23 protein-coding genes are annotated in these 24611 nt (G+C 71.2%); 9 read left to right on the forward strand and 14 right to left on the reverse strand.

The window, feature by feature from the left end; all coding sequences use genetic code 11:
* Positions 1–46: 46 nt before the first annotated feature.
* On the reverse strand, positions 47–1531 hold the full coding sequence (gene cysS / locus EYW40_RS15490; protein WP_135822564.1) for a cysteine--tRNA ligase: 1485 nt from the start codon (positions 1529–1531) through the stop codon (positions 47–49).
* 158 nt (positions 1532–1689) lie between these two features.
* Here cysS and EYW40_RS15495 point away from each other — a divergent pair, with 158 nt between their 5' ends.
* Positions 1690–2634, forward strand: a complete 945-nt coding sequence (locus tag EYW40_RS15495) for a cupredoxin domain-containing protein (protein WP_135822783.1) — start codon at positions 1690–1692, stop codon at positions 2632–2634.
* 21 nt (positions 2635–2655) lie between these two features.
* Here the strand turns inward: EYW40_RS15495 and EYW40_RS15500 are convergent, their stop codons facing one another.
* Positions 2656–3171, reverse strand: coding sequence for a DUF7523 family protein (locus tag EYW40_RS15500; RefSeq protein WP_135822565.1), 516 nt, complete (start codon positions 3169–3171; stop codon positions 2656–2658).
* Positions 3172–3299: 128 nt separating this feature from the next.
* Between EYW40_RS15500 and EYW40_RS15505 the strand changes: the two genes are divergently transcribed.
* From EYW40_RS15505 to EYW40_RS15515, 3 genes are all read left to right on the forward strand, one after another.
* Entirely contained in the window at positions 3300–4172 is an 873-nt protein-coding gene (locus tag EYW40_RS15505) for a CbiX/SirB N-terminal domain-containing protein (RefSeq protein WP_135822566.1), read from the forward strand.
* Positions 4173–4268: 96 nt separating this feature from the next.
* Positions 4269–4634 carry an ArsR/SmtB family transcription factor gene (locus EYW40_RS15510; protein WP_135822567.1) on the forward strand — a complete coding sequence of 122 codons (366 nt, stop codon included), beginning with the start codon at positions 4269–4271 and terminating at the stop codon, positions 4632–4634.
* Positions 4635–4636: 2 nt separating this feature from the next.
* Positions 4637–4948 carry a DUF7521 family protein gene (locus EYW40_RS15515; RefSeq protein ID WP_135822568.1) on the forward strand — a complete coding sequence of 104 codons (312 nt, stop codon included), beginning with the start codon at positions 4637–4639 and terminating at the stop codon, positions 4946–4948.
* On the opposite strand, the gene EYW40_RS15520 is transcribed toward EYW40_RS15515, so the two are convergent.
* Together EYW40_RS15520 and EYW40_RS15525 are read right to left on the reverse strand one after the other, a co-directional pair.
* Positions 4924–6174, reverse strand: coding sequence for a LolA family protein (locus tag EYW40_RS15520; protein ID WP_135822569.1), 1251 nt, complete (start codon positions 6172–6174; stop codon positions 4924–4926). The genes EYW40_RS15515 and EYW40_RS15520 overlap by 25 nt on opposite strands.
* Positions 6175–6427: 253 nt before the next feature.
* Complete coding sequence (locus EYW40_RS15525; protein WP_161973226.1) at positions 6428–7585, reverse strand: DUF4367 domain-containing protein; 1158 nt, start codon at positions 7583–7585, stop codon at positions 6428–6430.
* A gap of 163 nt (positions 7586–7748) precedes the next feature.
* Between EYW40_RS15525 and EYW40_RS15530 the strand changes: the two genes are divergently transcribed.
* Positions 7749–8819, forward strand: coding sequence for a DR2241 family protein (locus EYW40_RS15530; RefSeq protein ID WP_135822571.1), 1071 nt, complete (start codon positions 7749–7751; stop codon positions 8817–8819).
* Positions 8820–8834: 15 nt separating this feature from the next.
* On the opposite strand, the gene EYW40_RS15535 is transcribed toward EYW40_RS15530, so the two are convergent.
* Both EYW40_RS15535 and EYW40_RS15540 read right to left on the reverse strand, forming a co-directional pair.
* Positions 8835–9446: a DUF7524 family protein gene (locus EYW40_RS15535; RefSeq protein WP_135822572.1), complete on the reverse strand. Its 612-nt coding sequence runs from the start codon at positions 9444–9446 to the stop codon at positions 8835–8837.
* Between the two features lie 109 nt (positions 9447–9555).
* Complete coding sequence (locus tag EYW40_RS15540; protein WP_135822573.1) at positions 9556–9750, reverse strand: methytransferase partner Trm112; 195 nt, start codon at positions 9748–9750, stop codon at positions 9556–9558.
* Between the two features lie 107 nt (positions 9751–9857).
* On the opposite strand from EYW40_RS15540, the gene EYW40_RS15545 reads away from it, so the two are divergent.
* Positions 9858–10223 (forward strand): group I truncated hemoglobin, encoded by a 366-nt coding sequence (locus EYW40_RS15545; RefSeq protein WP_135822574.1) that lies wholly within the window; start codon positions 9858–9860, stop codon positions 10221–10223.
* A gap of 5 nt (positions 10224–10228) precedes the next feature.
* Here EYW40_RS15545 and EYW40_RS15550 read toward each other — a convergent pair whose 3' ends face one another.
* Entirely contained in the window at positions 10229–11605 is a 1377-nt protein-coding gene (locus tag EYW40_RS15550) for an adenylosuccinate synthase (RefSeq protein WP_135822575.1), read from the reverse strand.
* 201 nt (positions 11606–11806) lie between these two features.
* Positions 11807–12796 (reverse strand): aldo/keto reductase, encoded by a 990-nt coding sequence (locus tag EYW40_RS15555; protein WP_135822576.1) that lies wholly within the window; start codon positions 12794–12796, stop codon positions 11807–11809.
* Positions 12797–12955: 159 nt separating this feature from the next.
* Here EYW40_RS15555 and EYW40_RS15560 point away from each other — a divergent pair, with 159 nt between their 5' ends.
* The gene (locus EYW40_RS15560; protein WP_121821552.1) at positions 12956–13261 is read left to right on the forward strand and encodes a hypothetical protein; all 306 of its coding nucleotides are present in this window, start codon (positions 12956–12958) and stop codon (positions 13259–13261) included.
* Here the strand turns inward: EYW40_RS15560 and EYW40_RS15565 are convergent.
* Positions 13258–16029 carry a DUF7527 domain-containing protein gene (locus tag EYW40_RS15565; protein WP_135822577.1) on the reverse strand — a complete coding sequence of 924 codons (2772 nt, stop codon included), beginning with the start codon at positions 16027–16029 and terminating at the stop codon, positions 13258–13260. The genes EYW40_RS15560 and EYW40_RS15565 overlap by 4 nt on opposite strands.
* Positions 16030–16112: 83 nt before the next feature.
* Positions 16113–16391: a UPF0058 family protein gene (locus EYW40_RS15570; protein ID WP_135822578.1), complete on the reverse strand. Its 279-nt coding sequence runs from the start codon at positions 16389–16391 to the stop codon at positions 16113–16115.
* Between the two features lie 149 nt (positions 16392–16540).
* On the opposite strand from EYW40_RS15570, the gene EYW40_RS15575 reads away from it, so the two are divergent.
* The gene (locus EYW40_RS15575) at positions 16541–18169 is read left to right on the forward strand and encodes a potassium channel family protein (protein ID WP_135822579.1); all 1629 of its coding nucleotides are present in this window, start codon (positions 16541–16543) and stop codon (positions 18167–18169) included.
* On the opposite strand, the gene EYW40_RS15580 is transcribed toward EYW40_RS15575, so the two are convergent.
* Entirely contained in the window at positions 18144–18734 is a 591-nt protein-coding gene (locus EYW40_RS15580) for a DUF998 domain-containing protein (protein WP_161973227.1), read from the reverse strand. The two genes, EYW40_RS15575 and EYW40_RS15580, sit on opposite strands and share 26 nt — an antisense overlap.
* Before the next feature lie 265 nt (positions 18735–18999).
* On the opposite strand from EYW40_RS15580, the gene EYW40_RS15585 reads away from it, so the two are divergent.
* Positions 19000–19647 (forward strand): dolichyl-phosphate hexose transferase, encoded by a 648-nt coding sequence (locus tag EYW40_RS15585; RefSeq protein ID WP_237560625.1) that lies wholly within the window; start codon positions 19000–19002, stop codon positions 19645–19647.
* A 32-nt stretch (positions 19648–19679) separates the two neighbouring features.
* Here EYW40_RS15585 and EYW40_RS15590 read toward each other — a convergent pair whose 3' ends face one another.
* From EYW40_RS15590 to EYW40_RS15600, 3 genes are read right to left on the reverse strand one after another with little or no spacing between them, the layout of a single operon-like run.
* Positions 19680–21872, reverse strand: a complete 2193-nt coding sequence (locus EYW40_RS15590) for a DUF7846 domain-containing protein (RefSeq protein ID WP_135822582.1) — start codon at positions 21870–21872, stop codon at positions 19680–19682.
* Complete coding sequence (locus tag EYW40_RS15595) at positions 21872–23002, reverse strand: ABC transporter ATP-binding protein (RefSeq protein WP_135822583.1); 1131 nt, start codon at positions 23000–23002, stop codon at positions 21872–21874. Before EYW40_RS15595 ends, EYW40_RS15590 begins: the two co-directional genes overlap by 1 nt.
* Positions 22992–24605, reverse strand: a complete 1614-nt coding sequence (locus EYW40_RS15600) for an ABC transporter permease (RefSeq protein ID WP_135822584.1) — start codon at positions 24603–24605, stop codon at positions 22992–22994. Before EYW40_RS15600 ends, EYW40_RS15595 begins: the two co-directional genes overlap by 11 nt.
* Positions 24606–24611 lie beyond the last annotated feature (6 nt).

The raw sequence follows: 24611 nt of genomic DNA on the forward strand, positions 1-24611 counted from the left end.
AGCTTCGTGGCTCGCGGTCCCCGCCGGCCGCCGCGCGTCGGGCGCGTCAGCGCCGGAACGTCGGGCCGTCGTCGGAGTCCTCGACGGTAATCCCGAGCGCTTCCAGTTCGTCGCGGAGTTCGTCGGCGCGCTCGTAGTTGCCGGCCTCGCGCTCCCGCTCGCGGAGGTCGAGCACGAGTTCGATCGCCTCCTCGGCGAGGCGCGCGTCGCCGTCGGCGGTCGCGTCGCCGAACGTCAGCCCGAGCACGTCGCCGCCGAACTCGTCGAACGCCTCGACGGCCCGCCGGAGCGCGCGGTAGTCGTAGGCGTCGCGCTCGTCGACGTGGCGGTTGACCGCGCCCGCCAGGTCGGTCAGGGCGGCCAGCGCCCCGCGGGTGTTGAAGTCGTCGTTCATCGCCGCCGTCGCGTCCGCGCGGGCGGCGTCGACCGCATCGCGGAGGTCCGCGTCCTCGACTTTCGTGCGGGCGTCGACGCCGTCGACGGCCTCGACGGCGCGGTCGTAGGCGCGGTCCAGCCGCTCCCAGCGGTCGCGGGCCTCGCTCAGCGTGTCCTCGGAGAACGTCGCGCGGTTGTGGTACGCCGTCGACAGCAGGAACGCCCGGACGACGTTCGCGCCCTCCTCCGCGACGAGGTTCTCGACGGTCGCGAAGTTCCGCAGCGACGACGACATCTTCTCGCCGGCCGTCTCCAGCAGGCGGACGTGGACCCAGTACCGGGCGAACTGCTGGCCGGTGGCGGCCTCGCTCTGGGCGACCTCGTTCTCGTTGTGGGGGAAGACGAGGTCCTGCCCGGCGACGTGGACGTCGATCGTGTCGTCGAGGTGGGTCGTCGACATCGCCGAGCACTCGATGTGCCAGCCGGGGCGGCCCTCGCCCCACGGCGAGTCCCACGTCTCGGCGGTCGCGGCCGCCTCCTCGGCCGGGTCGGCCCCGCCGTGTTGGTGTTCGGCTATCTCGTCGGCGTCGACTCCGCCGGCCTTCCACAGCGCGAAGTCGGCGGGGTTACGCTTCTCGCCGCGGGTGCCGTCCGCGCCCTGGGCCTCCATCTCCTCTAGCTCCTGGTTCGAGAGCTTCCCGTAGTCGGGGAACTCGGTCACGTCGAAGTACACCGAGCCGTCGGCCTCGTAGGCGTACCCCTTCTCGACCAGCGTCTCGACCATCTCGATTATCTCCGGCACGTGCTCGGAGACGCGGGGGTACACCGTTGCGCGCTTCAGGTTCAGCGAGCGCATGTCGCGCAGGGTGTCGGCGACGTAGCTCTCGGCCACGTCGGCCTCGCCGTCGCCGTCCTCGCCGACGCGGGCGACTATCTTCTCGTTCACGTCGGTGAAGTTCTCGACGTGACGGACGCCGTACCCCTCGTGTTCGAGCCAGCGGTGGATGACGTCGGTGTGCACCCACGCCCGCGCGTGGCCGAGGTGGGCGGGGTCGGAGGTCGTCAGGCCACAGAGGTAGAGCAGCACGGAGTCGGGGTCCTGCGGCTCGAACGGCTCCTTCTCGCCCGTGAGCGTGTTCGTCACGCGAAGGGTCATTGTCGACCACTACCCGCCCGCACCCTTTGAAATCGTCGGAACGCGCGCCGCCGGTCGGCGGTAACCCAACGTTGTGACGGCGTACCCGCTTACTTCCGTGCCGAACTGGCGGCAACCGTCGTCCGGGTTTATCCTCGGCTCCCCCCGAGTTGCGGGCGATGACACGGAACGACCCGACGTCGACGAGCGGCGCGTCGCGACGCGACCTCCTGCGGTACGCGGCCGCGACCGGCGCGGTCGCCGGGATCGGCGGCGTCGCGACGGCACAGGACGGCACGGAGACGGGGGACGGACAGGACGGGACGGAATCGGGCGACGGGAACGGAACCGCCGGCGGTCAGGACGGCGACGTTCATCCGGCGTTCGGCTTCCCGGCGCTCTCCGACGACGTCGAACCGCCCGTCGAACCGGACCACGTCGTCGAGGCGCGCACCGAGCCCCGCGAGGACCGCCCGAACCCCGAGTTCTTCTTCACCCCGACGGGGCTGTTCGTGGAGCCGGGCGACACCGTCCGGTTCTCGATGGTCTCGCCGTCCCACAACGCGATGGCGTACCACCCCGGGTTCGGCCGGACCCGGCGGGTGCCGGAGGGCGTACCGCCCATCTCGTCGCCGCTGTTCGCCGAGGGGGCGTACTGGCTGTACACGTTCGACGAGCCGGGCGTGTACGACCTCTACTGCGGCCCCCACGAGTTCCTCGGCATGGCGATGCGCGTCGTCGCCGGGGAGGCGAGCGGCCCGGGCGCCGAGCCGGTGCCGGAGCCGGCGTTCACGGCCGGCGTCGAGGGCCCCGAGCCCGGCGCTGGGAACGCGGCCGACGGCAACGCCACGGCCGGAAACGACACCGCGGCCCCGGGAACGACCGGGAACGTGACAGCCGGCGACGCGGCGGGGAACGCGACGGCTGGCAACGCGACGACGGGCAACGCCACCGCCGACGGCGCGACGGGCGGCAGTCAGGCCGACCTGACGCCGCCGACCGGGCTCGCCGCGTCGGTGCTCCGCGCCGACGCGCTCGCGCCGGAGAACGTGATCGACGCCGGGACGGTGGCCTGGGACGACCTCCCGGCGGAGGTCAAGGAGTTCCCATCGGGCGGAGGGTGACCCGTCGGGAGTAACGCGACCTTACCGCCGGCCGCTGCCGCCTTCCGCCGACGGGACCGGGACCGCGGTCAGCGCGTCCTCCATCGTCCGGACGGCGTCCGCCCCCGCCCGGCGCGGGACGGCCACGACGAGCGCGTCGCCGGCCGTCGCCGCGGCCTCAACCGACACGTCCGCGCTTTCCAGCCGACGCAGGACGGCGGCCAGCGTCGCCGCGTCGACGTCGCCCACCGCCAGCACGCCGGTGAGCAACCCCTCTCCCGGCGCGAGCGCGGTCCCGCCCGCGACGAGCAGCGCGTCGGCAGGGTCGTCGACCCGCCCGAGCCCGCTCTCCATCGTCACGCGGGCGTCCCGGCCGGCCGTCTCGTAGGCGGGCAGGTCGGCGGCGTACCGGCGGAGCGCGGTCGCGACGGCGTCCTCGTCGCCGTCCACGTCGAGGAAGCGGGCGGTGGCGGTGTAGTTGCAGACGCCCGCCCGGAGCGCGTCGACGAGGAACGGGCGCTCGGCGACCGCCCCCCGCGTTCGTTCGGCGAGTGACATGTCCCGACGAGCGTGCGCCGGGAGCAAAAAACCCGCCGTGCGCGCGGGCCCTTCGCCCGGCCTCGCCGACACCCGCCCGCGCCGCCGGGAGCGAAGTCCCTAAGTCCGCGAAACCCCTCCATGTTCCCATGCAAGCGCTGGTCATCGTGGCACACGGCTCCCACCTGAACCCGGACTCCAGTTCCCCGACGTACCGGCACGCCGACACCGTCCGCGAGACGGGCGCGTTCGACGAGGTACGGACCGGCTTCTGGAAGGAGGAACCCCACTTCCGCGAGGTGCTGCGCACCGTCGAGAGCGACGAGGTGTACGTCGTCCCGCTGTTCGTCAGCGAGGGATACTTCACCGAGGACGTGATCCCGCGGGAGCTCCGGGTCGACGACGAGGTCGGCCTCGACGACCCCGACCCCGGCTGGGAGCCCCGCGACGCGACGCCCGACGACGTGGACAAGGAGGTCCACTACTGCGGCCCCGTCGGCACGCACGACGCGATGAGCGACGTCATCGTCCAGCGCGCCGAGAGCGTCACCGGCGACCCGGACGTGGGCGACGGCTTCGGCCTCGCGGTCGTCGGCCACGGCACCGAGCGCAACGAGAACAGCGCGAAGGCCATCGAGTACCACGCCGACCGCATCGGCGAGCGCGGCCGCTTCGACGAGGTGCAGGCGCTGTTCATGGACGAGGAGCCGGAGGTCGACGACGTCACCGACTACTTCGAGAGCGACGACGTCGTGGTCGTCCCGCTGTTCATCGCGGACGGCTACCACACCCAGGAGGACATCCCGGAGGACATGGGGATGACCGACGACTACCGCGAAGGGTGGGAGACGCCCACCGAGGTCGACGGCCACCGGATCTGGTACTCCGGGGCGGTCGGCACCGAGGACCTGATGGCCGACGTCGTGCTGGAGCGCGCCGAGGAGGCCGGCGCGGACGTGGGCGACGCGGTCGAGCGGGTCCGGGAACTGACCGGCGGCGTCGGGACGCCCGCCGACGACTGAGGCGACGCGGGCGCTCGGACCGACCGGAGCGGCGACGTTTTTCTCGCTCGGAAGTCACGCAGGGCTTTTAAACCGGCCCCCTCCGATCGGGGGGACGTGAGCGAGGATCGGGAGCTCGACGGCGTCCTCGACGTGCTCAGCGACGAGTACGCCAGGTCGATCCTCGCGGAGGCCAGCACCGAACCAATGTCCGCGAAAACGCTGAGCGACCGGTGTGACGCGTCGCTTCCGACCGTATACCGGCGCATCGAACGGCTCAAGGAACACGACCTCGTCGAGGAGCGGACCCGCGTGAAGCCGGACGGCGGCCACCACAAGGTGTACACGGCGACGCTGGCCTCGGTCTCGATCGAACTGGACGACGGGGAGTACGAAACCAGCGTGGAGCGGACCGACCGCACGGCGTCGCTCGACGCGGACGACGCCGCGGACCGCCTCACCTACATGTGGGAGAACCTCTGACCATGACCATCGCAACCACACCCATCGAGTGGGCCATCCTGGCCGTCTCGGCCGCCTCGACGGCCGTCGGACTGTACGTCGCCTATCAGGCGTACCGCGGCTACCGCCGCCACCGGAGCAGGCCGATGCAGTACCTCTCGCTCGGCCTGATCATCCTGCTCGGCGTGACGTTCGTCTCGGCGTTCGTCGGCTCCCTGCTGCTGCGGGGCGGGGTCGTCCCCGGCGACTACCGGCCGGGGTTCACCCTGCTCGTGCGCCTGCTCCAACTGCTCGGCGTGGCCTTCATCGCCTACTCGCTGTCGCTCCGGGGCTGACCGTCGCCCCCACAGTCGACGGTCGCGGCCACGTCCAGCACGTCGGAGCGGTCGACGTCCTGCCCGAACACGCTGTACCGGTGGCCGCCACACTCCCAAGAGACGGTCCGCGTCGCCCCGAACTCGGAGTACCACACCGTCCGGCCGTCGACCTCGACGCGCTCGGCGTCGTCGGCGTGGCTCCCCGGCGTCCGGTTCGTCTTCGTCACCGATATCTCCCCGGTCCCGTTGGTGTACTCGAGGGACACGGACCGGTACTCGCCGACCGTCCTGCGGTACCCGTCGGCGGAGAACCCCGCCGGCGGGTCCGGGTCCGGAACCCGCATCTCCGCGGCCGCCGCGAGCGCCCCGCGGGAGTCGTACGTCGTCGTCTCGGGCAGCGTCTGCCGCTCGACGGTGACGTTCTCCGGCGGGTCGAACTCGAACGCCGAGTCGTCGAAGCCGGGGTCGAACGTGACGTTCTCGTAGGTCATCCGCACCTCGTAGGGGTCGCCGTTCAGCGTGAACGACTGGTGGTACTTCAGCGGGTAGAACCGCTTCGCGTCGATCCACACCGTCTGGCTCACGTTCGTCATCGAACTCGTGCTGACGTTACCCCCCGAAAGCGTGCCGTTGATCCGGACGACGTGAGTCTCGCGGCCGTCGACCGCGTCGGTGCCGAGGTAGGTGACGTCGTAGTCGGTGGCGTTGGACGGCGGTCGCTCGACCGGTCCCGTCGACGTCGCGGGCGAGGCGACGACCGGTAGCGGGGAGACGCCGCGCTCGCCGCCGTCGCCGTCCGCCACGCCGCGTTGCTCGTTGATGCGGGCGAAGATATCGTCCAGCCGTTCGCCCGTGGTCGTGGTGTTCCCAGCGTTGTCGGGCAGCGTCTGTCGCGTCGCCGTCCCGGCCCCGCGGTCGTAGATCCACATCACCGAGCCGTTGGAGTATATCTCGGTGCCGTTCGCGCTCCCCTCCAGCGTCCGCTGGTAGACGTACTGGGTCCCCGGCCGCTCCTTGACGACCATCTCGGTCCGGGAGGACGTGTTCGGCCCCTCCACCTCGCTGACCACCGTCGCCGAGACGCCGTCTATCCCGGCGTACGCGGCAGAGGCGTTCTCGCCGATCGGTTCCGGTTCCGACGCGCCGGTGTCGCCGCCGAACGCGGCGAACATCCCGGCGGAGACGAGAAACACCGCGAGGACGCCGACGGCTGCACGCTGGAGGGGGGACTCGATGAGCGGCATCGTTCGACAAGAAGCGGGAGCCGGGCAAAAATCCTTGCATCACGGCGCTCAACCATGGTCGGCCGGCGGTGAAAGGAGCGAGATGAACGGCGACGAATGGGGTTCCGGCGGACCGGGCGGGCGGCGAGTGAGTCGGGCGGGAGGAAGGGAGGCGTCAGCGGGACCGCAGGACGGCGGGTGTCGGGAGCGCCTGAGGCGTCAGCGGGGGAGGACGGCAGGGGATGACAGGGTGGTTCGGGACGCGTTGCCGCGCTCAGTCACACTCCATCGACGACGCTATCTCGACGAGGCGGTCCTCGTCGAACGGGCCGTACACCGAGTAGGTCTGGCCGTCGCACGTCCAGCTCACCGACCCGGTGTTGCCGGCCTCGTCGTAGACGCCCCGATGGTCGCCCACGGAGACGTTCTCGCCGCCCGCGCCGGGCGACTCGTAGGTGGTGTCGACCTTGGTGACGCCGAACTCGTCGGTTCCGTTCGTGTAGGTGACGAACACCCGCTCGTTGTCGCCGGCGAAGGTCCGGCCGGAGTCGAACTCGTACCCCTCCGGGACGTCCGGGTCGGGCACCGTGAGGTTCGACGCGGCCGTCAGCGCTTCGCGGGAGTCATAGGTCGCGGTGTCGGGCGTCTCGTACTGCCTGAACTCGACGTCGTCCGGGAGGTTCTCGAACGTGAACGTCGAGTCCGGGAGGTCCGGGTTCAGCGTCACGTTCTCGTAGTTCACCGTGGTCGTGACGTCGTTCTCGCCGACCTCCGCGGCGCTCTCGATCCGGGTCGGGAAGTACGTCTCGGCGTCGAGCCACCCGGTCACGTCGATATCCGTCCCGGCGGAGTTCGCCGGCGTGATCGAGACGCGGTAGGCCTTCTCGCCGTCGACCTGCTCGGTCGCCTCGTACTCGACCGTCGTGTTTTCGAGGTTGCCGAACAGGGTGCCGAACGTCCCCTGGGTCGGCTCGCTACGGTTGTACACCGTGACCGTCCCTTCGCTGCTGTCGTAGCGGAGCAGGCCGCTCTCGTTGACGAGCGTGACGTCGCCGGCGGCCACCTCGGACGAGATCGTTTCGACGCGGGTCTCGCCGGTGTCGAGGCGCGCCCACGTCCGGGATTCGGCCGTCGTCTCGTTGCCGTCGAGGACGACGGTCCGTTCGGTGGTCATCGCGATGCTTTCGAGGCTGGACAGCCGGTTCCGGAACTGCTCCGTCAGTTCCTCGTCCGTGGGCGGTTCCGCGGCGTCGCCCCGGTCGGTCGTCGTATCCGTGGCGGCTCGGTCGTTCGGCAGTTCAGTCGTCGGGTCGTCGGTGTCGGTCTCCGTGGGTGAGTCGCCGGGGGCGACCGCGCCCAGACAGCCGCTGAGCGCGATCATCCCGACGAGCAACAGGGTGGGGAGGGAGGACCGAAGGGAGTCAGGGACCATTGCGTTTCCACGGTGTCGCGGCACCCCCATAAACCGGACAGCGCCGTTTCCGCGTCGGAAACCCGAAGAAAAATTTAAATACACCGTTCGTTCGGATCGTGCGGATCCGGCGGCCTGGCGGGGAATGGCCGGGCTTATGCCGGCGGTGACCCACGATGTACGTATGCAACCCGACCAGGTCGAGGCGCTCCGCGAGGCGGCCGAGGAGGGGGTCGAGTTCGACGGGCTGGAAGCCCAGCGCGACGGCGACGGCTACCGGCTCGCCGTCCCCGGCCGGGAGTGGACGGGGCTCACGGCCGCGGCGTTCGACGACGCCGCCCGGGAGGTGCCGGCACACGTCACGAACTGGGACTTCTGGGCGCACGCGGCACCGACACACGCCGCGCGGCGGGCGTTCCTGCGCTGGCTGGAGGGGGCCGACGAACGCGACGTTCCGGCGCGGTACGAGGCGCTCGCGGACGGCGTCGCACGCGCGTGGGGCCAACTCCGAATCACGGTCTCGCTGGGCGACGACGGCCACCGCCGCTATGACCTCCGCCACGAGGCCGACGCGGGCGAGGCGGTCGACGGGCTCGACGCGTTTCACGACCCGCTCGACGCCCGGGAGATCGTGAAGTTCGACGAGCGGGAGCGGTATCGCCCGCTGAAGACCGCGCCGTCGCTGCGCACCGGCTGGGCGTTCCCGGACCTCGACGCCGCGGCCCTCGTCGAGGCGCTCGGCTTCGTCTACCCCGCGACGGTCGAGAACTGGCACCGCGAGCGGGAGGGGGAACTCGACGTGTCCCACTGGCGCGACACCGCCGAGCGACAGACGGGGATCTACGACATCGTCGACGAACTGGAGCCGGAGGCCGTCGACCGCATCGCCGCGACCTGCTGTGTCGACTCGCAGTGTCTCAAGCGCCGCGAGTGGGACTACGACGAGGACCACGAACTCGACGCCGAGCGCGGCGAGGGCGAGTTCCCCTGCCGCGAGCCCTGCTCGCTCGTGGTCGCGGCCGCGCGCAAGTGGACGAAACTCGAACGCGAGGAGTCCCGCACCTACGAGTTCGACCTCACGCCGAGCGAGAAGGAGCAACTGGAGGACATCGTCGACGCCGTCGCCGACGGGCGCGTCGACGAGGTCCGCGAGGCCGACGTGTACGAGGGCGCGAACCGCTATCGGGCGCGCTACCTGCGGGAGAAGCTGTTCGACGAGGAGGGGCGGCTCTGCGGCGTCCCGACCGAGGAGTGACCGCCGCGGCCGACGTCACTCGCGGGCCAGCAACACGCCGGCCGCCGCGACGCCCGCCAGTACGATGGCGACGCCCAGCGCCGCCACGACGCCGTCGACGAGCGTGGCCGCGGCCGCCGCGACGAGGACGGCGACGCCGGCCAGCGCGGCGACCGGCGCGTTCTCCCGGGCCGACAGCGCCGTCGGCACCGACGACGCCCCCGGGTCGTCCGGCTGCTCCACGGGGGACGGCTCGGCCAGCGTCTCGTCGACCGCGACCGACCCCTCCGAGCCGAGTTCGCCGGTGCCGGTCCGGGGGGCGTCGGGCGGCTCCGTCACGGTGACGTCGACGTACGTGGTCTCCGCGCCGTACCCGGTGACGACCTTCAGCTTGCCGCTCGCGGGGAGCGCGTCGTCGACGACGTCGACCCCCACCTGCCGGATGGCGTCCGTGTCGACGAAGTGGTTCGTCGCCTCCAGTTCGGCCCCGCGCTCCAGCCCCTCGACCAGGTTGAGGTGGACGTGGACCGCGCGGCCGTGGTTGACGAGTTCGACGTCGAACGCCCCCGCGGCCTCGAACGACGGCGGCTCCGCTCGCACCGAGTGCAGGCCGTCGTCGCTCACGTGAACCGCTAGCGTCGGGGGCACGGCTCGAAGCACACAGCGCGGCAGGAAAAGCTTTCATACGATCCGTCGTCACCGGGTACGCGCCGACCCCGCGCCGGGGATATCCGGCTCTGACGTGCGTCGGCCCGACTCAGGCCGGCGCTTCGTCCCGCATGTCCGGCGGCAGGAGGTTCGGGATGCCGTCCTCGATCGGGTACGTCTCGCCGCATTCCGTGCAGACGAGCACTCCCGAGACGATCTCGCCGTCCTCCCGCGTCTCGTCTTCCAGTTCGAGGTCGTGTTTGTCCATCGGGCAACAGAGTATGTCCATGAGGGTTTCCTTCACGACGAACTCACCTGATGCGCGATACAACGGCCCCCCCGAGGAAAAGCGTGCCGGGTCGCGGCGGCCCCGCCGCAACTTATTCCCGTCTCCAATGGGACCGAATTCATATGGGCGACGACTCCACGCTGTACGAGGATCTGGGCGGACGGGACGCGATAAGCGCCGTCGTCGACGAGTTCTACGACCGCGTGCTCGACGACGAGCAACTCGTCGGCTACTTCGACGACACCGACATGGACGAACTCCGGGACCACCAGACGAAGTTCCTCTCGGCCGTCACGGGCGGCCCGGTCGACTACACCGGCGAGGACATGCGCACGGCCCACGCCGGCCTCGACCTGACCGAGGAGGACTTCGCCCGGACCGCCGAACACCTGGACGCGAGCCTGGCGGCGTTCGACGTGCCCGAGGAACAGCGGGAGGTCGTGCTCGGCGAGGTTGCTGACCTGAAGGCGGCTATCCTGGACGAGTAACGCAGCTACAGCGGCCGTTCGACGACGACGGTGTCATCGCGGCCCGGCCCGACGCCCACCGCGTAGATCGGCGTGTCGAGTTCGTCGCTGACGTACTCCAGGTACGCACGCGCGTTCGCCGGGAGCGCCTCGTACCCCTCGTCGGCGACGGCGCTCCAGTCGGCGTCCGCCCAGCCGTCGAACGTCCGGTAGTTCGGCTCGCAGCGGCCCCACTCCTCGGTCGTCGCGGGGACGCTCTCGCGGGTCTCGCCGTCGAGGTCGTACGTGTGTGCGACCCTCACCTCGTCCAGTCCGGCCAGCACGTCGACGTGGTTGACCGCGAGGCCGGTGAAGCCGCTGGCCCGGGTCGCGTGCCGGAGCATCGGCATGTCGAGCCATCCGACGCGGCGCGGGCGGCCGGTGACGGTGCCGTACTCCCCGCCCTCCTCGCGGATGTAGGTCGCGGTCTCCTCGTTCTCGCCCGCGCCCTGCTCGTCGTAGCCCGGCGTGTCGCCCTCGACGCCGCCGAGTTCGGTCGGCATCGGGCCGCTCCCGACCCGCGAGAGGTAGCCTTTCACGATGCCGATCACTTCGCCGTCGCCGATCACGCCGGGGCTGAGCCCGGTCCCCGTCGCGGCCCCGCCGGCCGTCGGGTTCGAGGAGGTGACGTACGGGTAGTTGCCGTGGTCGATGTCGATGAGCGTCCCCTGTGCGCCCTCCAGCATCACCGTCTGTCCGTCGTCCCGGGCGTCCGCGAGGAACGCGCCCGACTCGACCGGCATCCCCTGCTCGGCCAGCCGTTGTCCGTACTCGCGGTACTCCTCGAACACCGCGTCGACGTCGAACGCCTCCGGGTCCTCCAGGTCGGCCACGTCGAGGCCGTACACGTCCTCGACGACCGCGCGCTTCTGCGGGACGACGTACTCCAGGCGCTCGCGGAGGGTGTCGGGGTCGAGCAGGTCGCCGATCCGGACCCCGCGGCGGCCGGCCTTGTCCTCGTACGTCGGGCCGATGCCGCGGCCGGTCGTGCCGACCTCCTGGTCGCTCTCGCTCTTTACCTCCTCCTCGATGCCGTCGAGGACGCGGTGGTACGGCATGATGACGTGGGCGCGGCGGGCGACCCGCACGTCGGGGTCGAGGCCGCGCTCGCGGAGCGCCTCGATCTCCTCGAACAGCGTCCGGGGGTTGACGACACAGCCGTTGCCGAGCACCCCCACCTTGCCACGCACCGCGCCGCTTGGCACCAGCGAAAGCTTGTACTCGGTGCCGTCCTCGACGACGGTGTGGCCGGCGTTGTCGCCGCCCTGATACCGCGCGACGACGTCGGCGGCGTCGCCGTAGAGGTCGACGACGCCGCCTTTCCCCTCGTCGCCCAGTTGGGCGCCGACGATGGTAACGGTCATAACACCGTGCGATTCTCCCTTCCCCGATAAACCGATTACGATAACGGCACCCGTGACGCCGGAAAGAATGCACGTTCGTGTTTTTTCCAGCCGAAAATCCGCCGCCGTGGTTGCATCGCCGTGCCTACGTCGCCGGGCGGGTGGCCCTGTGGCCTGCAGGCGGGGCGAGCCGAGTACCGCGGGCCTCGACCGCGAGGCGGGTCACCATCGGTGGTGGACGTGTTCGCGAACGTGCTCGTCGTAGACGCGTTCGACCGTCTCGTGGCGGTCCGCCGACAGCGGATCCAGGTCGGCCGCGGCCACGTTGTCGCGGATGTGCTCGGGGCTCGTCGACCCCGGGATGACGGTCGAGACGGCGTCGTGGTCGAGGATCCAGCGGAGCGCGAACTGCGCCATCGTCGCCGACTCGGGCACGGCGGGCCGGAGTTCGTCGACGGCGTCCAGCCCCGTCTCGAAGGGGACGCCGGCGAACGTCTCGCCCACGTCGAACGCCTCGCCGTCGCGGTTGAAGTTGCGGTGGTCGTTCTCCGGGAACTCCGCGTCCCGGGAGAGCTTCCCGGTCAGCAGGCCCGAGGCCAGCGGGACGCGGACGATGACGCCCACGTCGAGTGCCGCCGCGCGGTCGAGGAACAGTTCCGCGGGGCGCTGGCGGAACGGGTTGAAGATGATCTGCACCGTCTCGACGCCCGGGTACTCGATCGCCTTCAGCCCCTCCTCGACGCGCTCGACGGAAACGCCGTAGTGGTCGATCCGCCCCTCGTCGGAGAGCGTCGCCAGCGCGTCGAACGTCTCGGGCTGGTAGTACGCGTCGGTCGGCGGGCAGTGCAACTGGACGAGGTCCAGCGAGTCGACGCCGAGGTTGTCGCGGCTCCGGTCGACGAACCGCCGGATGTTCGCCTCGTCGTAGCGCTCGGCGTCGTGCGGGTCCAGCCGTCGCCCGGCCTTCGTCGCGACGTACACGCGCTCGTCGGGGTCGTACTCCTCCAGCACCTCGCGGATGATCCGCTCGCTCCGGCCGTCGCCGTACACGTCGGCGGTGTCGAGGAAGTTGATCCCGGCGTCCAGGGCCGTGCGTATCGCCTCGCGGCCGGCCTCGTCCGAGACGTCGCCCCAGTCGCTGCCGACCTCCCACGTTCCCAGTCCGACCTCCGTCACGTCCCAGCCGGTCGATCCGAGCCTGCGTCGGTCCATATCGGACGAAGGCGGCCCGACCCCGTAAGGCTACGCCCGGGGGCAACCCTCTCGCGCCGACCCAAAGTGTTAACCCGTCGCACGAGCAATTTTGAGCCCCGTTGTACCGTGCCGGCGTGATAACTTTTAAAACCCCCCAAAGACAAGTTAACAAGTGCCATGATAGACCGACTTGAGAAGGAAGTCGATATGCTCGAACGACACCTCCAGGTTCTGAAGATGGTCATCGAGAACGAGCCCATCGGGATCGTCAAGATGTCCAACGAGACGGGCTACCCGCACCACAAGGTCCGGTACTCCCTCCGGGTCCTCGAGGAGGAGAACCTCATCGAGCCCTCCAGCCAGGGCGCCATCAAGACCGAGCGCACCGACGAGTTCGTCGAGGACCTAGACGAGAAGCTGGACGACATCGTCGGCAAGCTGGACGAGATGAAGATCGAGGAGAGCGCCGAGATCGAGAGCTAGAGCTCCGGGACGTTGATGTGGAAGTCCGTGCCGCGGGCCTCCACGAGACACAGGTGGTAGCCGTCCTTTCTGGATAATTTCACGAAACTCTTCTTCGAGTCCCGGCTGAGGAAGCTCCCGCTGGTCGCCTCCGCGGCGGTCTCCAGCGCGCCGGGCTCGAAGAACGAGGACGTGACGACGAACGCCGCGCTGAGGCGGCCGTTGGTCTCCTTGACGCGGGAGGCGCTGTTCTCCAGCGACGCCATCCCGCTCTGGGTGACCGGCTCGCGCGAGTCGTTGAGGTCCGCGACGATCAGGGGGTTGCCCATCCGGTCGCGCAGGACGACGTCGAACTGCTTCTGTTCGCGCACCTCGTCGCCGTTCTCCTGGTAGACGAGGCTCACCGACCCCTTCAGCTCCGCCCGGTCGATCTCTGCGATGGCGTCGTACAGGTCCTCCAGCGAGCCGGCGTGGCCCGTGTCGCGGATCTCGTAGATGAGTTCCCCGACGACCCAGTCGACGAAGTCGAACTCCAGGGTCCCCGTGAGGAACTCGTCGAACGCCTGGCCGTCGACGGCGACGTTCCCGCTGTCGAACTGGGTGTGGTGTTCGAGCCGGAGGTTCGCGTTGACCTCCTCGGCGTCGGCGTTGCCCGCGTGGGCGTCCTCCAGCGTCGCGTCGCCTTTCGACGCGTAGCGGACGAACAGGTTCGTCCCCTGCAGGGCCTCCGCCGCGCCGATCCGGCGGTCGGCGTCCGGCGCGCCGCCCGCCGCCCGCTTGGCCTCGGTCAGTTCGCCCTCCAGCCGGTCGACCTCGCCTTCGAGGCGCTGTATCTCGGCCTCCAGTTCGGTCACGCGCTCGGTGAGCGACTCGTTTTCCGCCCGTAGCTCGTCGCGCTCCTCGCGCAGTTCCTCGCGCTCGCTCCGCAGGTTCGTCACGGCCTGCTGGAGCTGGTCTATCTTGTCCTCGCGTTCGAGCACCTCCTGTTTCAGCGCCTCGTCGCGCCCGGCGTGGCTCCCGGTGTCCGCGGGCGATTCACTGGCCTCGCGCCGCGTCCCTCCGGCGTCGGGCGTCCGGGACGTTCCGCTCGCGCGCGCCGAGTCGGCGCTTCGTCCCCTGTCGTCCGCCCGCGACTGCTCGGCCGCCCCGTCGTCGCCCGTGCTCGTCCGGTCCGGGTCGAGCGCCGGGATGGTGCGGGCCTCCTGCCACTCGCGCTCCTCGGTGACGGTGGGTTCGGGTGCGTCGGTCCCACTTGCCCCGGCGTCGGCGTCCGCACCGCCGGTTCCGAGGTCGGCGTCCCAGCTTCCGCCGTCCGCCGGCCCGGTCGAGTCCTCCGACGACTCCGTCGCTGTCTCGGTCGTGCGCGCCGCGGCGTCCGCCGCATCGGCCGCCGCGTCCGCGGCCGTCCGTTCCTCGACGGCGAGACCGGGGTCGGGCTCGGCGGCTCCGTCCGACGGCTCGACCGTATCCGTACGGGTCGCGGCCGCACCGTCCGCGGCCGCCGGCGCGTCGGCGGCCTCCGCGGTGGACGCCTCGGACCGCTCCGGCTTGTCGCCGCCCGTGACCGCGTCGTCGACGTTCACCGCCCCCGACTCGGTCGGATGCGCGGGGTCAACGCCGCTCGGGTCGGGCTCGGGGTCGGTTCCCACTCCCGCCGGCCCGGCGTCGCGGGCCGGTTCCGCCGGTCCGCCCGTCGGCGACCGTTCTTTGGGCTCCGGCTCGCCGGCCGGGTCGTCGGCCGGCGTTGACTCCCGGTCGGTCGCCGGGTCGCGCGGTTCCGAACGCGCGCTCCGCTCCCCGGGCGAGGGGTCCGTGGACCGCTCCGGCGTCGTCCCGGTAGCCTCCACACCGGCCGTCGGATCGGCGGCGTCGGTTGGCTGTGGCTCCGTGGCGTCGGCGGTGTCGGCCGCCTGCGGGTCGGTGGCGTCGGTCGTCGTCGGCTCGCTGGCCCGCGGGTCCGTGGTGTCGGCGGGTGCCGAATCGGCCGGCGTCGGGTCAGCGGGCGTCCGGGCGGCTTCGGTGGCCGTCGGCTCGTCCGTCGCGTCGGCCGCGTCGCTCCGTGCCGGCGACGGATCGCTCGGCGGGGTTGGGTCCGTCGGCTCGGCGGTCGCGTCCCCCGTTCCGGCGGCCGTCGTCGGGTCGCCCGCGCCTGCGGAGCCGGTGTCGGCTTCGGTTCCGCCGTTCGCCAGCCCCGTCCCCGCTTCGGCTCCGGCCGCCGCGCCCGCGCCGGCCGGCTCATCCGGCTCGTCGGGTTCGGGGACGTCCGTGACCTCGATGTCGACGTCCCGGACCTCGTAGATGCCCACCTCGTCGCTCGCGCGCTTGAACGCCTCGTCGCCGGTGATCAGTTCCTCGCGGTTGCCGACGAACGCACAGCTCATCGACTTGCCGCCGTAGTACGCGACGTAGTAGTCGCCGCTGAGGACGTTCTCGCTGAGTTCGATGTAGCCGGTGAACGAGCCGGACGACAGCGTCCCGTCGGCCTCGTCTATCGGCGTGTCCTCGGTGTAGTACTTGGCTCGCTGGTCTCCGCCCTTCTCGAGCATGGTAAAGAGGAGCGGGAGCGACGGGTCCGGGGCGACGTGTGCGGTCGCGTCGGCGGTCTCGAAGTCCTCGATGGCCCCCTCGAACACCCCCACGATCCGCCCGTTGAGCATGAACAGCGTCGTGCCCCGCGCGCGGACCGCACCGGAAAACCCGTCGTCGGCGAGGTCGCGTAACCCCTCGTACCCGGCGGCGACCGTCCGGGTGCGCCAGTCGCCGATCCGTTCCTCCGTGCGCGCATTCATACGTACGCAAAGCCACAAGCGCCCCAAATACTTTCCGCCGCCGGTCGTGACCGCACGCTGACGTTATCCGGCGGTCGGCCCCCTCAGATTCGCTGTTCGGCGTCGTCCGCGAGCTCCTCCATGCGCTTGCCGATCCGGCCGGCGCTGGAGAACTCGTCCTCGCTCATCGCCGTCGCGAGCGCGTTGCCCAGCACGAACACGGCGTGTTTGTGCTCGCTCTTGGACTTGTGGACGTGGGAGGGGTCGACGTCGAGCTGGTAGTACGGGTCGAAGAGGTCGGGGTCGACCTCCTCCCGCTCGGCGACGTTCTCCATGATCGTCACCATCTGCTCGTGCAGTTCGAGTAGCTCGTCTTTGTGCATGCCAGTCCATATGGCGGGTCCGAATTTCAACCTTTTGACCGCCTGCACCCCGCCGTGAGTGCGCGTGACCGGCCCGACCGGTCCGGGAACCGGGGACCGACGCGGGGTGACGGAACGCTTTTGTGCCAGTCCTCGGAACCCGCGGGCGAATGAGCAAGTGGCGACGGCGGACCGGACTGTACCTCCTCTCGCTGGCCGGCGTCATCGTCGTCTACGCCGTCGCCTACCACACGGGCATGGTGTACGTCGAGGGGGAGCCGCGGCCCTTCCTCCGCTCGCTGCAGGTCGTCGTCGAGACGTTCACGACGACCGGCTACGGCTCCGACGCGCCGTGGTCGTCGCCGCTGATGAACGTCTTCGTCATCCTGATGGACCTGACCGGCGTCTTCCTCATCTTCATGGCGCTGCCGGTGTTCGTGTTCCCGCTGTTCGAGGAGGCCCTGGAGACGCGCGCGCCCCGGTCGGTCGAGGGCCTCTCGGACCACGTCGTCCTCTGTGAGTACACGGCCCACGGCGCGGCGCTCGTCGACGAACTGGAGACCCGCGGGGAGCCGTACGTCGTCGTCGAGTCCGACCCCGACGTCGCCGCGGACCTCCACGAGGACGGGCTGTCGGTGATCGCCGGCGACCCCGAGTCGACGGCGACGCTGGAGCGGGCCTGCGTCGGCGAGGCGACTGCGGTCGTGGCCGACGCCGACGACGAGCGGAACGCGACCATCGTGCTTTCGGCGCTTGAGGTCGACCCGGACGTGCAGGTCGTCAGCCTCGTCGAGGACGTCGCCAACGCCGACTACCACCGCTACGCCGGCGCCGGGTCGGTCCTCTCGCCGGAGCGCATCCTCGGCGAGAGCCTCGCGGACAAGATCACCGCCGCGGCCGGCTCCGACGTCGGCGACGCCGTCTCGGACGACTTCGAGATAGCGGAGCTCACCGTCCGGGCCGACAGCGACGTCGCCGGCGAGCGCCTCGTCGACAGCGGCATCCGCGAGCGGACCGGCGCGAACGTCGTCGGGGTCTGGGACGGCGGCGAGTTCCGGAGCCCGCCGCCGCCCTCGTTCACGCTGGCGGAGGGGACCGTGCTGGTGGCCGCGGGGCGGGAGTCGGACTTACGCGGGCTCCGCGGGCTCACGCTCTCCCGGAAGCGCCACCCCTCGCGGTCCGACGTGGTCGTCCTCGGGGCGGGGGAGGTCGGGACGGCGGTCGTCGACGCGCTGGCGGCCGCCGACGTGGGGGCGACCGTCGTCGACATCCGCGAGGGGCCGTCGGTCGACGTGGTCGGCGACGCGACCACGGAGCCGACGCTCCGCGAGGCCGGCGTCCCGGAGGCCGACACCGTCGTCCTCGCGCTCGGGACCGACACGGAGACGACGTTCGCGACCCTCGTCGTCGCGGAACTCGCCCCGGAGGTGGAGATCGTCTGCCGGGCCAACGACGCCGAGAGCGTGCCGAAGCTCCAGCGCGCGGGCGCCGACTACGTGCTGGCGTTGACGACCGTCAGCGGCCGGATGCTCGCCTCGACGGTGCTCGACGAGGACGTGGTCTCCCTGGACACCCAGATAGAGTGCGTCCGGACGCGGGTCCCGGCGCTCGCGGGGCAGTCGCTGGGCGGCGCGAACGTCCGCGAGCGGACGGGCTGTACCGTCGTCGCCGTCGAGCGCGACGGCGAGGTGACGACGGACCTCGACCCGTCCTACCGGTTCCACGCCGACGACGAGGTGGTCGTCGTCGGCACGGACGCGGACGTGAACCGCTTCACCGCGCTGGCGTCGGTCGAGTAGCGAGCACGCGGCGCGCCGTCCCGAGGATCCACCCCGCGAAGATCGCCGCCCCGGCCGCCTCGGCGGCCGCGAAGAACGCCGGCGCGAGCGTCACGCCCCAGCCGACCCACATCGCCACGTGGCCGACGCCGAGGCCGACCGTCCCGACCCCCAGCCGTCGGTCGCCGGCGAGCACGTCGCCCGCGCCCCAGACGACCAGCGTGACCGTGGCGAACAGATAGTGCCCGATAGCGACCGCGGCGTGGCCCGCCCGCGGCAGGTGGAAGACGCCGACAAGTCCCATGCAGGCGACGGCGACGGCGAACGCCGCGACCCCCGCGCGGTGGACCGCGTTCCGGGCCGCACTCGAGAGCGCGTACGTGAACGGCAGCCCCACGACGCCGGCGGCGACCAGCCCGCCGTTGAACAGCCAGTACGTCGGCTCGCTCGGCCGGCCCATGTCCGAGAGGGCGGCCCCGCTCCAGGTGAACGTCGGCGAGAGCGTCGTCGCCAGGGTGAACGACCCGACCGCGAGAACCGGGGCGACGAGTCCAGTCGCCGCCGCGAGCCGTCGGAAGTCCGTCATACCGTGGCCAAGCGACGCGGCCGCCATAGCCGTTGCCCCCGGCTCGGGCCCGCCGCGGCGGGGTCGACGTGGATGGGGACTCCCTACCACACGGTTTTGGCGAACCTAAAAACTCAAGTGGTCCCGACGGGAACGCCGGGTAATGAGCGCGGACGCCACCGACGACGCGGCGGACGGAGGGATCGAATCGCCCGGCGGAGGGGACGGGTCGACCGACGCGAGCGACGCCGACGGCGAGTACACGTTCGACGACGTGAGCGTCGTGATGGGGACGTACAACGAGGCCGAGGCGATCGGCACCGTGCTGTCGGACATCGACGACGTGACCGACGGCCGGGCGGAGGTCGTCTGCGTGGACAGTTCCACCGACGAGACGCCCGAGATAGCCGAGGAGCACGGGGCACGGGTCGTCCGTCAGGCCCCGCAGGGGTACGGCGTCGCCGTGCGCGAGGCGATCCTGACGCCGGACCGCCCCGTGGTCGTGACGACGGACTGCGACGACACCTACCCGATGGAACAGCTTCCGGAGTTCTTGGAGCGGATCAACGAGGGGTACGACGTGGTCAGCGGCGACCGGCTCTACCACGGGGCCGACGCGATGCCGGACCTCAACCGGCGGGGCAACCAGGCGTTCGCGCTGCTCGCCAGCCTCCTGATGGGCCGGCGCGTCCACGACACGACGACCGGGATGCGGGCGTACCGCCGCGAGGTGGTCGAGTCGATCGAGTGGACCGAGAACACCGGCCTCTCGGCCGAACTGCTGATCCGGCCGCTGCTGCGGGGCTACGACGTGATCGAGGAGCCGATCGCCTACCGCGAGCGCAAAGGGCAGACGAAACTCGACCCGTTCTCCGGCGGCGCGGCCATCGCCAAGTCCATCGTCAAGGTCTGTCTGGAGGAGCGGTTCCGGTAGCGGCGGGCGCGGGCCAGTCCCGGCCGTACTTCTCACTCCCGCGCGGTCAGCGTACTGTTGATCCACGTCCCGGAGACCCTGGTTTCGGGGCGGTCCGGGAGGTACGTCCCCTCACGCGCGCAGTCGAGGACCAGGTTGCAGACCGAGCGCTCGGGTGGCCACACCACCGCGACGCGCCCCTCGCTCGTCCTGACGCTCGCGTCCTCGCGGTAGGTGACCGACGCGCCGCCGCGCTGGACCATCGTCACCGACACCGCCACGTCGGCGGTCCCGTTCACCGGCACGTACGCGCGGTCGCCGGACACCCGCGTCAGGTTCTCCCCGACGGCGCGGACGCCCCGCGGGGTCAGCTCCCACGAGACGGCGAGTTCGTCGCCCGGGTCGTCGCGCTCGACGGCGTACTCGATAGCTCGCTCCTCGGCGGCGACCCGCACCGTCGCCGACTCGGCGTTCCGGATGACGCCCACGCGCGTCTCGGCGTCGAAGGCGGCCGCCTCGCGGACGTCGAGGCGGACGAGCTTCGGCGCGACCCGCTCGGTCGGGTCCGCCGTCCACTCGCCCTGGTAGGTGTACCGGTACGGCGTGCGCTCGGGGTACGCGTCGAGGACGGCGAAGTCGCCGGCGGCGTCGCGGTCCAGCGCGTACACGGCCGGCCCGTCGAAGCCGGGGTCGTTCCGGAGCGGCTGGAACGGGTGGTTGAGCCAGTCGCCGTAGGGGTCGGGCACGAACACGACCGCGCGCTCGAACTCGCGGTCCTCGAACGGAGCGTACGCCCGCTCGTACTTCTCGGTGTAGGCCGCGTTGCGCTCGACCGGCGGCTCGACGACGCTCCGCTCGGCGACGCCGACGACCGGAAGCGTGACGACCAGCGCGACCAGCAAGGCGACGCGAACACCGCGCGCCGAGAGGCGGTCGGACGCGATCGCGTGCAGCCGGTCGTACCCCGCCACGACGGCGCTCGCGGCGAACGCCGACAGCGGGAGCAGCAGGTCGAAGTGGTAGAACGGGCCGAACTGCGAGATCAGGCCGTCGGTCGGGTCGGCGAACGTCGACAGGACGTTGTAGTTCCCCCAGAAGAACACGTTGCCGACGCAGACGGTGACGAACAGCCCCGCGAGGACGGCGCGGAGTTCGCGGTCGGGGAGCGGGCCGTCGTCGGTCGCCGGGCCAGCGCCGGCGCGGTCGCCCCGGTACAGCCCGACCAGCAGGCGGGCGACGCCGGCGGCCGCGAGCAGCGTCCCGACGGGGCCGGCGACGAACCAGCGCGTCGCGAAGTACCACAGCACCCAGGCGTTGGCGCGCAGTGCGACGGCGGGCGTGTACTGCAGGTCGTGAGTCAAGATTCGGCGATAGCCGAATCCGAGGCCGTCGCGGGGCGCGAACGCCTCGTAGGGGAAGGTGAGCGGCGACCCCGTCACGGCGGCGTTGTACGCGAGCGTCGCGGCGACGAACGCCAGCCCGCCGGCGCAGACGACGGCGTACAGCGCGGTCCACTCCCGGAAGGAGCGGTCGGTCCCCCCGACGCGCCGGCGTCGGTACGCCCGCGCCAGCGTCAGGAGCGAGTGGGCGATAAACGGCGAGGCGAACAGCACGGCGGTGTAGGGCCGCGAGAAGAACGCGAGGCCGACGGCGACGCCCGCGGCGGCCGCGTAGCGACGGCTGCCGCGGCGGACCGCCCGGACGTACGCCAGCGCGAACGCCCAGGTGAGCAGGGCCGTCGGGGCGTAGGAGAGAAACACCGACGACGACAGCAGAAAGAGCGGCGCGCCGACGAGCGCGACGGCCGCGACGACGCCGGTCCGTCGGTCGAACGCCGCGGCGGTCACGGCGTAACAGAGCGCGGCGTTGCCCGCGGCCACGGCGGCCAGCGCGACGCGGAACTCGCCGGTGAGCGTCTTTGCGGCGGCGTAGATGGCCGCGGTCACCGGCGTGTACTTGGGGTAGAGGCTGCCGCCGTCGTCGACGAAGAACCACGGACGGACGGCGTCGGGCACCGCCGGGCGGAGGTGCAACTGCCCGGCGAGCAGCATCTCGGCCTGCTGGAGGTACACCGCCTCGTCGTGGTTGCTGGAGTGGTAGGGGAACAGGTCCGTCGCGAGGACGAAGACGACGACGCCCGCGGCGGCGGCCACGAGCGCGGCGGCGTGGGCTGGCCGCAGGCGCTCGCGGAGTTCCAGGTCGCGGACCCCGTCGAGGGCACCGCCGACGCGGGGACCGTCGGCCATCAGCGCTGCGTGGCGGGGAACCAGGCCAGGTCGTGGTCGGCGTCGAGCGACACCGACACGCGCGTCCCGTTTGTCACCTGGTCGGTGTGGTTGTGCATGCACTCCAGCACGTCGCCGTTGTCGAGTACGACGCGGTAGAGGACGGTCGGCCCGAGGTAGCGGCGGTGGACCACCTCGCCGTCGCCGCCCCCGTCGACGGGCGCCGCCGACAGGTCGTCGGGCCGGACCAGCACGTCCAGTTTCGTGCCGTCGTACTCGGCGGTCAGCCCGTGGATGCGGTCGCGGTCGAGCGGGCCTAGCCCCGTCTCGACAGTGTCGCCGGAGAGAAAGCCCGAGAGGAAGCTCGCGTGGCCGAGAAAGCCCGCGACGAACCGCGACTCGGGGTGCTGGAACACCTGCTCCGGGCGGTCGACCTGCTCGATCCGGCCGTCGTTCATCACGGCCACGCGGTCGCTGATCGACAGCGCCTCCTCCTGGTCGTGGGTGACGGAGATGGCCGTGACGCCGGCCTCCTTCAGGATCGACCGGACCTCCTCGCGCATCTCGACGCGCAGGTCCACGTCGAGGTTGGAGAAGGGCTCGTCGAGCAGCAGCATCTCCGGCTCAGGCGCGAGCGAGCGAGCGAGCGCGACCCGCTGTTGCTGGCCGCCCGACAGTTCGTCGGGGCGGCTCTCGCGGTGGGCGTCCAGCCCCACGAGGTCCAGCATTTCGTCGACGCGGGCCTCGCGCTCGGCCTCCGGGCGCTCCTTCAGGCCGAACGCGATGTTCTCCTCGGCGGTCATGTGGGGAAACAGCGCGAACTCCTGGAACACGACGCCGACGCCGCGGCGCTCGGGCGCGACGAACTCGCCGTCGCCGGCGACGGGCGAGCCGTCCAGCGACACGACGCCGCCGTCCGGCCGCTCCAGCCCGGCGATGAGGCGGAGCGTCGTCGTCTTGCCACAGCCCGACGGGCCGAGCAGCGTCAGTATCTCCCCGTCCGCGACGGACAGCGAGAGGTCGTCGATCACGCGCTCGTTTCCGTACGTCTTGCTGACGCCGTCGAGTTCGAGCACCGTCTCGCCCGCCGGCGCGTCGTCGGCCGTCGGGTCCGTCTCCGTCGCCGCGTCGGTGAGCGTGCTATTTGACATCGTACCCCTCCTGGGAGATGATGACGAGGATCGAAGCCGCCGAGATAGCGACGAGCACCAGCGCCGGCACGGCGGCGTCGCCGTAGTAGCCGTCCTCCTGCATCTGCCAGATGTAGGTGACCAGGGTTTTGTAACCTTGCGGTCGCAGCATCAGCGTCGCCGGCAGTTCCTTCATCGTCGTCAGGAACACGAGCGCCGCGCCCCCGAGCAGGCCGGGCGCGGCAAGCGGCAGCGTCACCGCGCGGAACGCGCCGACGGAACTGCGGCCCAGCGTCCGGGCGGCCTCCGGAAGCGCCGGGTTGATCTGGAGGAAGGAGGCCCGCGTGGACCCGACGGACTGCGGGAGAAAGCGGACGACGTACGCGAAGATGAGCAGCGGGAGCGTCAGGTAGAGGTCGGGCACCACGTTGATCCCGACGAACACGAGTGCCAGCCCCATCACGACGCCGGGCACGGCGTAGCCGACGTACGTGACGCGCTCGAACAGGTCGCCGAGGCCCGTGTCGTGCCGGGCCGACAGGTACGCGACCGGCAGGCCGAGCACCGTCGCCACGAGCGCCGCCGCCAGCGACACGTCGACGGAGTGGGCCACGTACTCCAGTTCGAACGGGACGCCGCTCCCGGTCGCGCCGCCCCGCACAAGCCAGAGACAGAGCGTACCGATCGGCACGACCAGCGCGAACCCGACGACCAGCGCCGGCGCGAGGACGGCGGGCCAGCGCCAGCGGCCCAGGCGGACGCGGGTCGCCGTGTGGCCGCCGCCGCCCGAGCCGTGGAGCGTGTCGTCGCCCCGGAGCCGGGACTCGACGGCGAGGATGAGCACGGTGACCGCGAGCAACTGGAGCGACAGCGTCGCGGCGAACTCGGCGCTGTCGGCCCACCGCGTGTAGATGATCCGGGTGAACACGGAGTAGCGCATGATCTGGGGCGTACCGAAGTCCGAGAGGGTGTACAGCGCGGTGAGCAGCGACCCGGCGGCGACGGCCGGCCGGATCTGCGGGACCACGACCCGCTTGAACGCCTCCCAGCGGGTGTGCCGAAGCGTCCGGGCGGCGTCGACGAGGCTCGTATCGAGCGTCTTCAGCGACGCCCGGGTCGTGATGTACACGTAGGGGTAGGTGTACAGCGTCAGCACCAGCACCGTCCCCCACAGCCCGTAGATGCCGGGCAGCGAGTCGACGCCCAGCGGCGCGAGCAGCGACTGCACCTCCCCCTGGGGGGAAAACACCGAGACGAACGCGAACGCGCCGATGTAGCTCGGGATGACGAGCGGCAGCATCACCGCGACGGTCCAGAACCGCCGCCCCGGCAGGTCCGTCCGGACGGTCAGGTACGCCAGCGGCACCGAGATGAGTATCGACGCGCCGGTGACGCAGGCGACGAGGATGACGCTGTTGATCAGGATCTGTACGGAGGCTGGTTCGACGAGCAGCGCGAGCGGTTCGGCGACGCCGGAGCGAAACGCCGTCTCGACGAGCCAGTACAGCGGCAGCACCGACGCCGCGGCGACCGCGCCGCTGAGCAGGGTGAGCCCGACGGGGTAGGAACCGCCGTCCGCGTCGGTGGCGTCGTCGGTCGCGGTGGTCCCCTGGTCGACCGCCATGGCGGC

It is taken from the genome of Halostella litorea, from assembly GCF_004785955.1.
GTDB lineage: Archaea > Halobacteriota > Halobacteria > Halobacteriales > Natronoarchaeaceae > Halostella > Halostella litorea.

Bases quoted from the DNA above. Each gene is read 5' to 3' on its own strand.
- EYW40_RS15600 (WP_135822584.1), bottom strand. From the start codon at position 24,605: ATGGCGGTCGACCAGGGGACCACCGCGACCGACGACGCCACCGACGCG.
- EYW40_RS15500 (WP_135822565.1), bottom strand. From the start codon at position 3,171: ATGTCACTCGCCGAACGAACGCGGGGGGCGGTCGCCGAGCGCCCGTTC.
- EYW40_RS15585 (WP_237560625.1), top strand. From the start codon at position 19,000: ATGGGGACGTACAACGAGGCCGAGGCGATCGGCACCGTGCTGTCGGAC.
- EYW40_RS15565 (WP_135822577.1), bottom strand. From the start codon at position 16,029: ATGAATGCGCGCACGGAGGAACGGATCGGCGACTGGCGCACCCGGACG.
- cysS (WP_135822564.1), bottom strand. From the start codon at position 1,531: ATGACCCTTCGCGTGACGAACACGCTCACGGGCGAGAAGGAGCCGTTC.
- EYW40_RS15595 (WP_135822583.1), bottom strand. From the start codon at position 23,002: ATGTCAAATAGCACGCTCACCGACGCGGCGACGGAGACGGACCCGACG.
- EYW40_RS15520 (WP_135822569.1), bottom strand. From the start codon at position 6,174: ATGCCGCTCATCGAGTCCCCCCTCCAGCGTGCAGCCGTCGGCGTCCTC.
- EYW40_RS15525 (WP_161973226.1), bottom strand. From the start codon at position 7,585: ATGGTCCCTGACTCCCTTCGGTCCTCCCTCCCCACCCTGTTGCTCGTC.
- EYW40_RS15515 (WP_135822568.1), top strand. From the start codon at position 4,637: ATGACCATCGCAACCACACCCATCGAGTGGGCCATCCTGGCCGTCTCG.
- EYW40_RS15555 (WP_135822576.1), bottom strand. From the start codon at position 12,796: ATGGACCGACGCAGGCTCGGATCGACCGGCTGGGACGTGACGGAGGTC.
- EYW40_RS15580 (WP_161973227.1), bottom strand. From the start codon at position 18,734: ATGACGGACTTCCGACGGCTCGCGGCGGCGACTGGACTCGTCGCCCCG.
- EYW40_RS15495 (WP_135822783.1), top strand. From the start codon at position 1,690: ATGACACGGAACGACCCGACGTCGACGAGCGGCGCGTCGCGACGCGAC.
- EYW40_RS15575 (WP_135822579.1), top strand. From the start codon at position 16,541: ATGAGCAAGTGGCGACGGCGGACCGGACTGTACCTCCTCTCGCTGGCC.
- EYW40_RS15545 (WP_135822574.1), top strand. From the start codon at position 9,858: ATGGGCGACGACTCCACGCTGTACGAGGATCTGGGCGGACGGGACGCG.
- EYW40_RS15570 (WP_135822578.1), bottom strand. From the start codon at position 16,391: ATGCACAAAGACGAGCTACTCGAACTGCACGAGCAGATGGTGACGATC.
- EYW40_RS15590 (WP_135822582.1), bottom strand. From the start codon at position 21,872: ATGGCCGACGGTCCCCGCGTCGGCGGTGCCCTCGACGGGGTCCGCGAC.
- EYW40_RS15530 (WP_135822571.1), top strand. From the start codon at position 7,749: ATGCAACCCGACCAGGTCGAGGCGCTCCGCGAGGCGGCCGAGGAGGGG.
- EYW40_RS15550 (WP_135822575.1), bottom strand. From the start codon at position 11,605: ATGACCGTTACCATCGTCGGCGCCCAACTGGGCGACGAGGGGAAAGGC.
- EYW40_RS15560 (WP_121821552.1), top strand. From the start codon at position 12,956: ATGATAGACCGACTTGAGAAGGAAGTCGATATGCTCGAACGACACCTC.
- EYW40_RS15505 (WP_135822566.1), top strand. From the start codon at position 3,300: ATGCAAGCGCTGGTCATCGTGGCACACGGCTCCCACCTGAACCCGGAC.